The sequence below is a fragment of the Actinomycetospora chiangmaiensis DSM 45062 genome, assembly GCF_000379625.1.
Lineage (GTDB): Bacteria > Actinomycetota > Actinomycetes > Mycobacteriales > Pseudonocardiaceae > Actinomycetospora > Actinomycetospora chiangmaiensis.
Genome location: NZ_KB903217.1, coordinates 555,975 through 569,084 on the forward strand (window position 1 = coordinate 555,975; position 13,110 = coordinate 569,084).

Below are 13,110 nucleotides of genomic sequence, written 5' to 3' on the forward strand. Positions count from 1 at the left end.
CACCACGAGAGGACCCGATGTTCGCCAGCGTGCTGATCGCCAACCGGGGCGAGATCGCCGTCCGCATCGCCGCCACCGTGCGCGCCCGCGGGCTGCGCAGCGTCGCCGTCTACACCGACGCCGACGCGTCGTCGCCGCACGTCGCAGCGGCCGACGTGGCGGTCCGCGTCGGGAACTACCTCGACGGGGAGGCGATCGTCGCGGCCGGGCGACGGGTCGGCGCGCAGGCGGTCCACCCGGGCTACGGCTTCCTCGCCGAGAACGCCGCGTTCGCCCGCCGGGTGGCCGACGCCGGCATGACGTGGATCGGGCCGCCCCCGAGCGCCATCGAGACGATGGGCGACAAGATCTCGGCGAAGGCCGCCGTCGAGCCGGCCGGGGTCCCGCTCGTGCCCGGCAGCTCCGAGAAGGGGCTCACCGACGCCGAGCTCGCCGAGGCCGCGCGCGCCACCGGCTTCCCCGTGCTGCTCAAGCCCAGCGCCGGGGGCGGCGGCAAGGGCATGCACGTCGTCGAGCGGGCCGAGGACCTCGACGATGCGCTCGCGGCCGCCCGGCGTGAGGCCCGCGGCTCCTTCGGCGACGACACGCTGCTGCTCGAGCGGTACGTGACGAACCCGCGCCACGTCGAGATCCAGGTCCTCGCCGACACCCACGGCGCCGTCGTCCACCTCGGCGAACGCGAGTGCTCGCTGCAGCGCCGCCACCAGAAGGTCGTCGAGGAGGCGCCGTCGGCGGTGCTCGACGCGACGCAGCGCGCGGCCATGGGCCGCGCCGCGGTCGACGCCGCGAAGGCCTGCGGGTACGTCGGCGCCGGGACCGTCGAGTTCGTGACGAACGCCGACGCGAGCGAGTTCTTCTTCCTCGAGATGAACACCCGGCTGCAGGTCGAGCACCCGGTCACCGAGGAGGTCGTGCGGGTCCGCGGTGGCCGGCTGGACCTCGTCGCCGAGCAGCTGCGCATCGCCGCGGGCGAACCGCTGGGTTACGACCAGGACGACGTGACGCTCGAGGGCCACGCCGTCGAGGTCCGTCTCTACGCCGAGGACCCGGCGCGCGGCTTCCTCCCCACGGGCGGGCGCATCCTGGGGCTCGACTGGCCGGCGGGGGACGCGGCGGAGCGGAGCTCGACGCAGGTGACGGGGGCGCGGGTCGACGCGGGCGTGCAGGTCGGCCAGGAGGTCGGCAGCGCCTACGACCCGATGCTCGCCAAGATCATCGCCGCGGGCGCCGACCGCGCCGAGGCCCTCGACCGGCTCGACGAGGCCCTCGCCCGCACGACGGTGCTCGGTGTGACCACCAACCTCGCCTGGCTGCGCACGCTCCTCGCCGACGACGACGTCCGCGCGGGCCGGCTCGACACCGGCCTCATCGCGCGCCTCGGCGTGCCCGAGCAGCAGGTTCCCGACGACGTCGTGGTCGCCGCCGCGCTCGCCGGCCTCCTGCGCCTGCCCGAATCCGACGACCCGTTCACCACGCTCGGCGGCTGGCGGCTCGGCGGCGAGCCCGCGCCTGCGCGCTGGACGCTGGTGCCGCTGGGGGAGAAGGACACGACGTTCGACGTCGCCCTGCGCGGCCGTCCCGACGACGCCACGGTGACCCTCGGGGACGGCCAGGCGCGACCCGTCGTCGGGACGAGCACCGGGGACGGCCTGGTGACGACGCTGGACGGGGTCACCCGGCGCTACCGGACCGCCGTGGCGGACGGGGTCCTGTGGATCTCCCGGGACGGCGGGACGTGGGCGCTGCGCGAGCAGGAGCGGCTGGCCGCGGCGCGGACCGCGCAGGCCTCCGACGGCACCGTCACGAGCCCGATGCCGGGCACCGTCACCGTCGTCGAGGTCGAACTCCACCAGCCGGTCGACGCCGGGCAGCGGCTCGTCGTCGTCGAGGCCATGAAGATGGAGCACGTGCTCACCGCGCCGGTCGCCGGCACGGTGACCGAGCTCCCCGCGAGAACCGGGGCGACCGTCGCACTCGACGCGCCCCTCGTGACCGTCACACCGCAGGAGTGATGATGCAGCTGTCGCCCGAGCACGAGGACCTCCGCCGGACCGTCGAGGACTTCGCCCAGAAGGAGGTCGCGCCGGTCATCGGGGACTACTACATCCGCGAGGAGTTCCCGTACGACCTCGTCGCGACGATGGGCGAGATGGGCCTGTTCGGCCTGCCGGTGCCCGAGGAGCACGGCGGCATGGGCGGCGACTACGTCGCGCTGTGCGTTGCGCTCGAGGAGCTCGGCCGGGTCGACCAGTCGGTCGCGATCACCCTCGAGGCGGGCGTCTCGCTGGGGATCATGCCGCTGGTGCGGTTCGGGTCCGACGAGCAGAAGCAGCGCTGGCTGCCCGACCTCGCGGCCGGTCGAACCCTCGGCGGGTTCGGGCTCACCGAGGCCGGCGGCGGCTCCGACGCCGGGGCGACGAGGACGACGGCGAAGCAGGACGACGGCGACTGGGTCATCAACGGCTCGAAGGCCTTCATCACCAACTCCGGCACCCGCATCACCTCGCACGTCACGGTCACCGCGGTCACCGGGCAGACCGCGGGCAAGCGCGAGATCTCCGCGATCCTCGTGCCGAGCGGCACCGCGGGGTTCACCGTCGCACCCAGCTACTCGAAGGTCGGCTGGAACGCCTCGGACACCCACGAGCTGGCGTTCGACGACTGCCGCGTGCCCGAGGAGAACCTCGTCGGGCAGCGGGGCAAGGGCTTCGCGCAGTTCCTGTCGATCCTCGACGAGGGGCGGGTCGCGATCGCCGCGCTCGCCACCGGGGCGGCCCAGGGCTGTGTCGACGAGTCGGTCCGCTACGCCCGCGAGCGCCAGGCGTTCGGGGCGGCCATCGGCACCTACCAGGCCATCCAGTTCAAGATCGCCGAGATGGAGGCGCGCGCCGTCACGTCCCGCCTGGCCTGGCAGCACGCGGCCGAGAAGATGGCCGCCGGCGTGCCGTTCACGAAGGAGGCGGCGATCGCCAAGCTCGTCTCCTCCAACGCCGCGATGGACAACGCTCGCGACGCGACGCAGATCTTCGGCGGCTACGGGTTCATGAACGAGTACCCGGTGGCCCGCCAGTACCGCGACTCGAAGATCCTCGAGATCGGCGAGGGCACCTCCGAGGTGCAGAAGATGCTGATCGCGAAGCGTCTGGGGCTCTAGCCGTCGCCACGAACGGCCCGTTCGTCATGGTCGATCGTGACGAACGGGCCGTTCGTGCGGTCAGGGGGCCTCGACCGGCGCGACGTCCTGGGTCCGGGTGCCGAGACGGGTGGCCGAGGTGCTCCCCGACGACAGGTCCACCGCGCGGCTCGCGGCGAGGAGACCGATCTCGGGCATCGCGCCGTAGATCGTCTCCCACTGCCCGGCGGACACGCGGTAGGTCTCGTGGAAGATGCCGACCGAGTCCGGCGACGTCCGGGCGGCCCGGTTGAACGCGCGCCACGCCGGGAGGTGCTCGGCCTCCGCGTTGCGCGCGTACGCCTCGAGGTGCTCGTAGGAGCGCCAGTACTGCACGACGGCGGGCCCGCCGAACATCCAGCCGGCGTGGGCCTGCAGCATGCCCATCCCCGGGTGCCGCGCCAGTTCGCGCAGCATGCGGGGCATCGCCCGGAACACGGGGAGCCAGGCGCGGACGTCGGTCCAGCGGTTGATGTGGGTGCCGATCAGGAAGACGACGAAGTCGCCCTCGATGTCGGCGCTGCGACGGACGTAGGCACTCATGCCGGGACCTCCGAGAGGGAACGCGAACGGTCGCGCAGGAACAGGAACAGCGGGAAGACGAAGGCGACGGCGATCGCCGCACTGCCGACGACGAGCAGGACGAGCGACCAGGTCGGCCACCCCAGGCGCCGGCCCTCGACGACCATGAACACGCAGGCCGCGAGACCGGCCACGAGGATGTCGACCGCGGCCGACGAGCTCGCGGCGTTCGCGAACCACCCGGCGAGGTAGTCCTCGCCCGCGGCCATCGAGGCGAGGTTGAACCACCAGGTCCCGACGAGTCCGACCAGCGAGAGCGCGAGGTAGACGTACCTCATGCCGCCACCGCCTCGCGGACGGACGGGCGCGGGCCGCGGGCGAGCACGGTGCCGACGGCGAGGGCGGTCGCGACGACGAGGCCTCCCACGACCGCCAGGGTCACGGCATCCGGGGCGAACAGCGGCTGCGCCCGGAGGGCCTGCCAGGTCAGCAGGAGCGTGAGCCCGGTCCAGGCCGCGGCGGCCACCATCACCAGCCGGACCCGCACCGTCTCGTCGCGCAGCGCCGGGACGCGCGACGCGAGGAGCAGCAGCCCGAGCGCCACCAACGGCACGACCTGCAGGCCGTGCAGCCCGACGAAGTGCCCGACACGCAGGTCGCCGCCGGTGGTCGACCACCCGAGCAGGGCGAGGCCCGGCCCGCCGTCGGGGACACCGACCGCGTGCGCTCCCGCCATCGGCATCCCGCGGCCGGCCTTCGCCGCGGCGATCTGGTAGCCGCTCGGGCTCGTCATGAGGAAGGCGACGGCCATGCCGAGCAGGGAGACGAGGAGCCCGAGACGGACGCCCCACGCGATCGACGGGGTGAGCGACCGCTCGCGCAGGAGCGTCACCGCGATCACGAGGTTCGCCACCCAGAGCACCGCGATCGACGAGCCCATCACCGCCCACACCGCCGTGTCGAACGGGGTGGCGACGTCGAAGTGGCTCGCCCGGCCCCGGACCACCTGGCCGACGATCGCGATCATCTCGATCGTCGAGGTCACGGCGACCACGGTGGCCGCGACGGAGGCGATCCGGTGGGCCCGCTCACCGCGGACGAGCGACACCATCCAGGCCAGCGTCGGCGCGTACAGCACGAAGCTGACCGAGAACTTGAGCGGCTTGGCCCAGATCGGTGCGCCGCCGAGCACCCGGGGGTCGAGCAGGAGCCCCGCCACGCAGACCGGCGCCAGCAGCACCATGGCGCCGGCGAAGACGAGGAGGGGTCGGTTCCAGGTTCGCACGGTCATCCCCCACACTGGATAGTTCAGCTGTCCGGTGACTATGGACAGTAGAGCTATCCGTACCGGATGTCCAGCGAGAGGAGACGGATGAGGGTCGGCGAGCTGAGCCGGCGCAGTGGCGTGAGCGTCGCGTCGATCAAGTACTACCTGCGGGAGGGGCTGCTGCCGGCCGGCGAGCGGACCAGCCCGAACCAGGCCTCGTACGACGACGGGCACCTGCGGCGGCTGCGGATGATCCGCGCGTTGATCGACGTCGGGGGCCTGTCCGTCGTCGCGACCCGCGACGTGCTCGCCGCCGTCGACGACCCCGACCTCCCGCTGTTCGAGGCGCTCGGCCGGGCCTCCGGCACCACGACGGCGGCGCCCGTCCCGCCGGAGGAGCCGGACGAGGCCTGGACCGCGGCCGCGCGGATGCTCGCCGAGCACGTCGACGAGCGGGGCTGGCAGGTCTCGGCGGAGAACCCGGCCTGGCACAGCGCGGTCGGCGTCCTCGCCACCTACCTCCGGCTCGGCGACGGCGACCTCGCCCGCCAGCTCGGGCTCTACATGCGCACGATGGAGGAGGTCGCGGAGCGCGAGGTGGCCGCCGTCGTGGAGCGGGGCGACCGGGCGCGGACGGTGGAGGGCGTCGTCGTCGGGACCGTCCTGGGCGACACCCTCATCGCCGCGGTCCGGCGGCTCGCGCAGCAGGACCGGTCGCTGCGGCTCCTCGGGGAAGCGCCGACCCATCCGCGGGGTTAGCGTCGCGATCATGCCTCAGGCACGAATCGACTTCCCGTCCCGCGTCGGCGTCTGGTGGACCAGCGACGCGTGGCGCATCTCCGACGCGACCGACGTCGCCCGCGATCTCGAGGGCATGGGCTACGGCTCCCTCTGGTACGGCGAGGCCTACGGCAAGGAGAGCCTCACGCAGGCCGGCGCGTTCCTGAACGCGACCGAGCGCCTCGTCGTCGGCACCGGGATCGCGAACATCCACGCGCGCGACCCCATCGCCGCGGAGTCCGGCGCCCGCACGCTGACCGCACTGCACCCGGGGCGCTTCGTGCTCGGGCTCGGCGTCTCGCACGCGCCGCTCGTGGAGCGCGGCCGCGGCGGGACCTACGCCAAGCCGCTCGCGACGATGCGCGACTACCTGCAGCGGATGGACGCCGTGCCCGCCGAGGTCGAGCCGGACGCCCGGCCGACCCGCGTCATCGCCGCGCTCGGGCCGAAGATGATCGAGCTGTCCGGGAGCGCCGCCGACGGGTCGCACCCCTACCTCGTGCTGCCGCAGGCGACCGCGGACCAGCGCGAGCGCCTCGGCCCGGACAAGTGGGTCATCTCGGAGCAGGCCGTGGCCCTCGGCGACGAGGAGACCGCGCTGCGCCGGGCCCACGCCCACCTGGAGATCTACTCCGGCCTGCCGAACTACCGGAACTCGTGGCTGCGCCAGGGCTTCGACGAGTCCGACCTCGTCCGCGGCGGGTCGGACCGCCTCGCGCGGGCGCTGGTCGGGACCGGCTCGGCCGAGGCGGCCGCCGCGGCGGTCACCGCCCACCTCGACGCGGGCGCCGACCACGTACTGATCCAGGCCCTCGGCGACTCGCCCTTCGACGACCCGCGCCCGGCGCTGCGGGAGCTCGCAGAGGCGCTGCGCCTGTGAGTACTTCTCCGTGCCAGGGCACGGAGAAGTACTCACGGGCGCGTCAGCGCACGTCCCGCCGGATCGGGTGGTCCGGCGGGACCTCGACGAGGACGATCGCCCGGCCGTCGGGGTCGCTGATCCAGCACTCGCGCAGACCCCACGGCTCGGTGCGGGTCTCCCGCCGGATCGCGACGCCGGCGGCGCGCAGCGCGGCCTCCTCGGCCTCGACGTCGCGGACCTGCAGCCAGATGCCGTCCGGCCCCGACCCGGCGTCGGGAACCCGTCCCGAGACCTCCAGGTAGCCGGTGCCGAGGAAGTAGACGACCCCGCCGGGGAACTCACGGGCCACCGCGAGCCCCAGGGTGCCGCCGTAGAAGGACCACGCGACCTCGGGGTCGCGGGGGCGGATCAGGATGCGGCTGGACAGCACCTCCACGTGAGGTCCCACCTTTCGGGATTCGGTCGGCCGGGCGGGGGCATCCTGACCGGCGTGAGCAATCCCGGCCAGGCAGCACCCGATCCCCGCCGCTGGCGCGCCCTCGTGGTGTGCCTGGTCGCCGGGTTCATGACGCTGCTCGACGTCAGCATCGTCAACGTCGCCCTCCCCTCCATGCAGCGCGGCCTCGGCGCGTCGTCGGCGGAGCTGTCCTGGGTGGTATCGGGCTACGCGCTGACGTTCGGGCTCGTGCTCGTCTCCTCCGGACGGCTCGGGGACGACCGCGGGCGCAAGAAGATGTTCCTCATCGCGCTCGCGCTGTTCACGATCACGAGCGCGGTGGCCGGGCTCTCGGTCGACCCGACGATGCTCGTCGTCGCCCGCCTCCTGCAGGGGGCCGCCGGCGGCATGATGAACCCGCAGATCATCGGGGTGATCCAGCAGCTGTTCTCCGGCCGGGAACGAGGGCGCGCGTTCGGGTTGTTCGGCGCGGTCATCGGCATCTCGACCGCCGTGGGCCCGCTCTCCGGGGGCCTGCTCCTGCAGTGGGCCGGCGAGGCCGAGGGCTGGCGCTGGGTCTTCTACGTCAACGTGCCGATCGGCATCGTCGCGCTCCTGCTCGGCCTGTGGTGGCTCCCCACCGACGAGGCCCGGACCGGCGAACGGCGTCCGCTCGACCTCGTCGGGGCGCTCCTGCTCGGCGGGGCGGTCGTCGCGCTGATGCTCCCGCTCGTGCTCTCCGAGCAGAACTTCTCCGGCGCCCCGTGGTGGCTCGTCGGCGTCGCCGTCCTGCTCGGGCTGCTCTTCGTCGCCTGGGAACGCCGCGCGAAGCGCACCCACGGGCACCCGCTGGTCAACTTCGGGCTGCTGCGCACCCGCAGCTACGCCATGGGCACCGCACTCGGCCTGCTCTACTTCGCGGGCTTCACCTCCATCTTCTTCGTGCTCACCCTGTTCCTGCAGCAGGGCCGGCAGTTCACCCCCCTCGAGGCGGGCCTCGCGCTGACGCCGTTCGCGGTGGGCTCCGCGGTGTCCTCCGCCATCGGCGGCCGGCTCATCTCCCGGCTCGGCAAGCCGCTCATCGTCGGCGGCCTGGTCACGGTGGTGGTGGGGCTCGTCGTCACCGACATCGTGCTGCGGCTCGACCCGTCCAGCGTCGGCTGGGCCATCGCGCTGCCCCTGCTCGTCGCGGGCGTCGGCGGCGGCCTGGTGATCGCGCCCAACCAGACCCTCGCCCTCGAGGAGGTCCCGGCCCGCGAGGGCGGGACCGCCGCGGGCGTCCTGCAGACCGGGCAGCGCATCGGGTCGGCCATCGGCATCTCGGCGGTCGGGGCGGTGTTCTTCTCCTCCCTCGCCGGCAGCCGCGGCGACTGGTCGCGCTCGATCAGCTCGGGGCTCGTCATCACCGTCGGTCTCGTCGTGCTGGCGCTGCTCGTCGGCATCGCGGACCTCATCGCGGGGCGCGTCACCCGCCGTCGTCAAGCGCCGGAGGAAGCACCCCGGACCGCCGACGAGCCCACGGCCGAGGCTCCGGGGTCTGCGCAGGAGGCCGAGCCCACTCCCGAGACCGCTCCCCGTCACGCGGCCTGGGCTCCCGACGACGGGTCGGCGCCGGACCGCGGGCCGGCCGTCGTCGGTCGGGTCGTGCGGTCCGAGGACGGCGAGCCCGTGCCGGGCTCGGTGCTCACGCTCGTGGACGAGACCGGCCACCAGGCGGCGCGGACGGAGGGCGACCCGGACGGGTCGTTCCGCCTCGTCCCGCCGGGCCCCGGGACCTACCAGCTCGTGGCCCGCGCCCAGGGGCGTGCACCCGACGTCGGGCGGGTGGCCGTCAGCGCGCACACGAGCGCCTACGACGTCGTGCTCGGCCCCGCGGCCCAGGACCACGCCGTCCGGACGATGAGCTGACCCGACGGGCGCTCACGCCCGTTTGAGCGGTGGCCGCGCGACCCCGTCGTCACCGGCGAGGGAGGCCTGCGCGGGCGAGCGCGCCAGCACCACCACGCCGCCGAGGGAGAGCAGCAGGCCGACGACGAACCACGGCGCCCAGCCCTCCCGGATGCCGTCGCCGAGCAGGAGCAGGCCGAGCAACCCGGGGGCCAGCGTCTCGGTGACCGCGAGCACGGCCACGACCGGTCCGACCGAGCCGCGGGCCAACGCGACCGTGTACAGGCCGAGCCCGAGGGCGGCGTAGCCGACGAGGGCCCACGCGATCGGGTCCGTCACCACCCGCCGCGCGATCTCGCCGAGCGGGCCGTCGAGGTCGACGAGCCGCACCGCCACCGCCGTGCCGCCGAACGCGAGGCCGGCGACGAAGGCCGTGGGGACGGCCCGCCGGCTGCGCACCGCGAGGGTGATTCCCCCGACCGCCAGCGCGACGAGCACCACGAGGATCGCGATCGTGCCGCCGACCCCGGTGTGCGGGAGCTCGCCGGTGCTCGCGCTGCCCACCAGCAGCCCCAGGCCGAGCACGTTGGCGCCCGCCGCGACGAGGTCCACGCGACGCAGCGGGGTGTCGAACACCCAGTGCGACGCGATCACGGTGATGACGACCTGGCCCGCCACGATCGCCTGCACGGCGACGATGGGCATGTACCGGAGCGCGAGGACGGTGAGGATCCAGCCGACGATGTCGAGCAGGAGACCCGCGAGGTAGACGGGGCTGGTGACGACGCCCGCGGCCCGCGTGGCCCGCCGGGTCGCCAGGGCCTCGAGCATCGCCGCCCCGGCGTTGGCCCCGGCGGCGACGAGGGCGGCGACGAGCCCGACGACCAGCACGGCCACCTCCGTCCGTCGACCCCGTCCAGCGCGAGTCTGCCCGTCCCCGGACCGCGGGACGCGCACATCGACGTGCGCGTCGCTCCTGCGGACGGGGTACCGCCCCGTCCCGACGCCGGCTCGGGGGACCCGGGCGCGACGGAGGACCACGACGGTGACGGTGGCGACGGGCCTGGCGGTGGCGGCCGGTGCTCCTGGTCGGCGCGGGACGTTCGTCACCGGAGGGCTCGCCGTCCTCGCGGCGCTGGTGCTCGCCCGCCGTGGGCGCCCCCGGCCGCGGTGTGCGTGTGGGGGCGGTGATTGTGGGATCTCTCACCATCCGGTTCTTCGAGGGCACCGTCGTACGGGCACGCCCGCCGCCGGACACGCGGCTCGCGGTGGAGACCTCGGCGTCGATGCCGTCCGGGCACGCCCTCGTGTCCGCGCTCGCCGTCGGGCTGACCGTCATCGCGGTCCCCCTGCTGCTCCGTGAGGCGGGACGCGATGGGCCGGTTGTACGCGGCGCGATCGTGCTGGTCGGGGCGGTGATCATCGGGTTGACCGGGGTCGGCCGTGCCTCCCTCGGCGTGCCCTGGACCACCGACGTGCCGGCCGGGTGGATGCTGGGCGCCGCGCTGCCGGCGGTGGCCGTCGCGCTCACCGCGATCCTCGGGAAGCACCCCGTCAAGATCTATCCCTCGAAAGGGTCAGTTGACTCGTCGGTAGCCTGACGCACGGGCGTCGCTACCTCGAACGGGTAGCCATGGCGTCACTCGAATGCGCCGAATACTGTCTCATGGGCGTACAGAAGAGCGCGGTCCGTCGCTGTGCCGATCGGAGGTCCCACCATGGAGCAGGTCCCGCTCCTGGTTCTCGGGACCGGTGTCGACGGCCTGGCGACGGCGCTCTGCCTCGCCCACCAGGGCTTCCCCGTGCAGGTGCTCGACCGGGGCCCCGACCCGGCGGTCGAGGACGACCCGGCCCTGACCGGCTCGACCCTCCTGCGTCCGCCGGCCACGCGGGTGCTCCACGGCCTCGGGCTGCTCGACCCGCTGCTGGGCCGGACGCTCGAGCTGCAGCGCCTCGTCCATCTCGACGCCGGGACCGGTCAGCCGCTGCGCAAGGTGGAGCTCGGGGAGAACGTCCGGGCGCGCTTCGGCTACCCGGTGCTGGTGGTCGCCCGGCAGGAGCTGCGGCGGGCGCTGGCGGCGGCGTGCGCCCGCGACGAGATGATCTCGGTGCGCTACGACAGCCGGCTCACCGGCGTCGAGGACATCGGTGACGCCGCGCTGGTCACGCTCGAGGGTGGCGAGGAGTGGCGCGCGGAGGCGCTCGTCGGTGCCGACGGTGCCTCCAGCCGGGTGCGGGCCCTGCTCGACGGCGGCGCCGGAGCGCTCTCGCCGACCTTCGTCGTGCGACGGGGCACGGTGGCGGCCACCGCGGGCGAGCCGGCCCAGCCCGAGCTGCAGGTGTGGTCGTCGCCCGCGCTCCAGGTGACCCGCGTGCCGTCGCCGGACGGCGGCGCGGACGTCACCTTCGTGACCCGCGCGGACCTGCCGCCCGCGGAGCGGGAGTGGATCGTCTCGCGGCTCGACCCGGAGGTCCGCCGCACGGTCTCGGGCGTCGCGACCCGCGAGCCCGACCAGGTCGTCGCCCACCAGCGGCCCCTGCCGCGCTGGACGCGGCACCGGCTGACCGTCGTCGGCGCCGCCGCCCAGCCCCTCCTGCCCCACGCGGGCGAGGACGAGGACCAGGCGCTGCTCGACGCGCACGCGCTCGGCGCCGCCTTCGACCGCTCGGACGGGCGCATCCTGCCGGGCCTGGAGGGCTACGAGGCGCTGCGTGCCGCCGCCCGGGCCGCGTGCGCGGCGAAGGTGGCGGAGTTCGCGGCGCTCGCGCACGCCGAGGGGCTCACCCGCCGGCTGCGGGACCGGCTGTGGGCCCGGGAGGCCGTCGACGAGGTCGCCGAGATCGTGGGCGAGCCGTAGGGCACAGGCGCAGGATGGCCCGGTGACCATCGCTGCGAACGCCCCCGGCCGTCCGATCTCGGTCGAGGCCGATCCCGCCGCCCTCGGCTTCGACCCCGCCCGGCTCGCCCGGGTCGACGAGCACTTCCGGCGCTACGTCGACGACGGCCGGCTCGCCGGGTGGCAGACCGTCGTGGCCCGTCGCGGGCAGGTCGTGCACGCCTCGGAGTACGGGATGCGCGACGAGGAGGCCGGGCTGCCCGTCGAGGCGGACACCCGCTGGCGCATCTACTCGATGACCAAGCCGATCACCTCGGTCGCCGCCCTGATGCTCTGGGAGCGCGGGGAGCTCGAGCTGACCGACCCGATCAGCCGCTGGCTGCCGGCCTTCGCCGAGCCGCGCGTCTACGTCAAGGGCAGCTCGACGTCGCCGCTGACGATGCCGAGCCCCGAGCCGATCCGGGTGTGGCACCTGCTCACCCACACCGCGGGCCTGACCTACGGCTTCCACCACGCCCACCCGGTCGACGAGCTCTACCGCGCGCGCGGGTTCGAGTGGGGCGTGCCCGCGGGCATGGACCTGGCGGCCTGTGTGGACGCCTGGGCCGAGATGCCTCTCGTGCACACCCCCGGCACCGAGTGGAACTACAGCCACGCCACGGACGTGCTCGGCCGGCTCGTCGAGGTGGTGTCGGGGCGGTCGCTGGACGCGTTCCTGCAGGCCGAGATCCTCGACCCGCTGGGCATGACGTCGACCGGCTTCGCCGCGGACGACCCGTCACGCACCGCAGCGCTCTACGCGCTCGGCCCCGGTCGGCGTCGGGTGCGGGCCGACGCCATGGGCGACCCCTTCCTCCGGCCGCCGACGTGGCTCTCGGGGGGCGGCGGCATGGTCTCGACCGCGGCCGACTACCACCGCTTCGTGCAGATGCTCGCCCGCGGCGGGGAGCTGGACGGGGTCCGGCTGCTCGGGTCGCGCACCGTGGCCTACATGGGCCGCAACCACCTGCCCGGGGGACAGGACCTCGAGCAGGTCGGTCGCCCGCTCTTCGCCGAGATGCCGTTCCACGGCGTCGGGTTCGGTCTGGGGGTGTCGGTGGTGCTCGACCCGGCCGCCTACCGCACGCTCGCCTCGGCCGGCGAGATGGCCTGGGGCGGCGCCGCCAGCACCGCGTTCTGGGTCGACCCCGCCGAGGAGATCACGGCGCTCTTCCTCACCCAGCTGCTGCCCTCGAGCGCGCACCCGATCCGCAGCCGGATGCGATCACTCGTCTACCAGGCACTCGTGGACTGAGGCACCTCGTCCGGCCTAGCGCCACGCTGCGTCACGAACCTGAGGAGTCCCCG

The 13,110-nt window shown here is 74.3% G+C and carries 13 protein-coding genes; 8 read left to right on the forward strand and 5 right to left on the reverse strand.

The genetic code is table 11. From position 1 onward, the window contains the following. The first annotated feature begins 17 nt into the window (after positions 1 to 17). Entirely contained in the window at positions 18 to 2,012 is a 1,995-nt protein-coding gene (locus A3CO_RS0102800; RefSeq protein WP_018330712.1) for an acetyl/propionyl/methylcrotonyl-CoA carboxylase subunit alpha, read from the forward strand. Next, positions 2,012 to 3,154: an acyl-CoA dehydrogenase family protein gene (locus A3CO_RS0102805; protein WP_018330713.1), complete on the forward strand. Its 1,143-nt coding sequence runs from the start codon at positions 2,012 to 2,014 to the stop codon at positions 3,152 to 3,154. Before A3CO_RS0102800 ends, A3CO_RS0102805 begins: the two co-directional genes overlap by 1 nt. Positions 3,155 to 3,214: 60 nt before the next feature. Here A3CO_RS0102805 and A3CO_RS0102810 read toward each other — a convergent pair whose 3' ends face one another. From A3CO_RS0102810 to A3CO_RS0102820, 3 genes are read right to left on the reverse strand one after another with little or no spacing between them, the layout of a single operon-like run. Then, positions 3,215 to 3,715 (reverse strand): DUF4188 domain-containing protein, encoded by a 501-nt coding sequence (locus A3CO_RS0102810; protein ID WP_018330714.1) that lies wholly within the window; start codon positions 3,713 to 3,715, stop codon positions 3,215 to 3,217. Continuing rightward, entirely contained in the window at positions 3,712 to 4,032 is a 321-nt protein-coding gene (locus A3CO_RS29750) for a DUF2834 domain-containing protein (RefSeq protein WP_018330715.1), read from the reverse strand. The genes A3CO_RS0102810 and A3CO_RS29750 overlap by 4 nt, the downstream gene beginning before the upstream one ends. After that, positions 4,029 to 4,985 (reverse strand): hypothetical protein, encoded by a 957-nt coding sequence (locus tag A3CO_RS0102820; protein ID WP_018330716.1) that lies wholly within the window; start codon positions 4,983 to 4,985, stop codon positions 4,029 to 4,031. The genes A3CO_RS29750 and A3CO_RS0102820 overlap by 4 nt, the downstream gene beginning before the upstream one ends. Before the next feature lie 81 nt (positions 4,986 to 5,066). On the opposite strand from A3CO_RS0102820, the gene A3CO_RS29755 reads away from it, so the two are divergent. Next, positions 5,067 to 5,720 carry a MerR family transcriptional regulator gene (locus A3CO_RS29755; RefSeq protein WP_018330717.1) on the forward strand — a complete coding sequence of 218 codons (654 nt, stop codon included), beginning with the start codon at positions 5,067 to 5,069 and terminating at the stop codon, positions 5,718 to 5,720. A 10-nt stretch (positions 5,721 to 5,730) separates the two neighbouring features. After that, complete coding sequence (locus tag A3CO_RS0102830; protein ID WP_018330718.1) at positions 5,731 to 6,621, forward strand: TIGR03620 family F420-dependent LLM class oxidoreductase; 891 nt, start codon at positions 5,731 to 5,733, stop codon at positions 6,619 to 6,621. A gap of 43 nt (positions 6,622 to 6,664) precedes the next feature. Here A3CO_RS0102830 and A3CO_RS0102835 read toward each other — a convergent pair whose 3' ends face one another. Then, positions 6,665 to 7,039, reverse strand: a complete 375-nt coding sequence (locus A3CO_RS0102835; RefSeq protein WP_018330719.1) for a VOC family protein — start codon at positions 7,037 to 7,039, stop codon at positions 6,665 to 6,667. Between the two features lie 54 nt (positions 7,040 to 7,093). On the opposite strand from A3CO_RS0102835, the gene A3CO_RS29760 reads away from it, so the two are divergent. After that, positions 7,094 to 8,947, forward strand: coding sequence for an MFS transporter (locus A3CO_RS29760; protein ID WP_211214371.1), 1,854 nt, complete (start codon positions 7,094 to 7,096; stop codon positions 8,945 to 8,947). A 12-nt stretch (positions 8,948 to 8,959) separates the two neighbouring features. Here the strand turns inward: A3CO_RS29760 and A3CO_RS35240 are convergent, their stop codons facing one another. After that, positions 8,960 to 9,817, reverse strand: a complete 858-nt coding sequence (locus tag A3CO_RS35240) for a hypothetical protein (RefSeq protein WP_157646940.1) — start codon at positions 9,815 to 9,817, stop codon at positions 8,960 to 8,962. Between the two features lie 188 nt (positions 9,818 to 10,005). Here A3CO_RS35240 and A3CO_RS29770 point away from each other — a divergent pair, with 188 nt between their 5' ends. From A3CO_RS29770 to A3CO_RS0102860, 3 genes are all read left to right on the forward strand, one after another. Further along, entirely contained in the window at positions 10,006 to 10,527 is a 522-nt protein-coding gene (locus A3CO_RS29770) for a phosphatase PAP2 family protein (protein ID WP_084681491.1), read from the forward strand. Between the two features lie 117 nt (positions 10,528 to 10,644). After that, complete coding sequence (locus A3CO_RS0102855; protein WP_018330723.1) at positions 10,645 to 11,784, forward strand: FAD-dependent monooxygenase; 1,140 nt, start codon at positions 10,645 to 10,647, stop codon at positions 11,782 to 11,784. A gap of 22 nt (positions 11,785 to 11,806) precedes the next feature. After that, positions 11,807 to 13,057, forward strand: coding sequence for a serine hydrolase domain-containing protein (locus A3CO_RS0102860; protein WP_018330724.1), 1,251 nt, complete (start codon positions 11,807 to 11,809; stop codon positions 13,055 to 13,057). Positions 13,058 to 13,110: the final 53 nt, after the last annotated feature.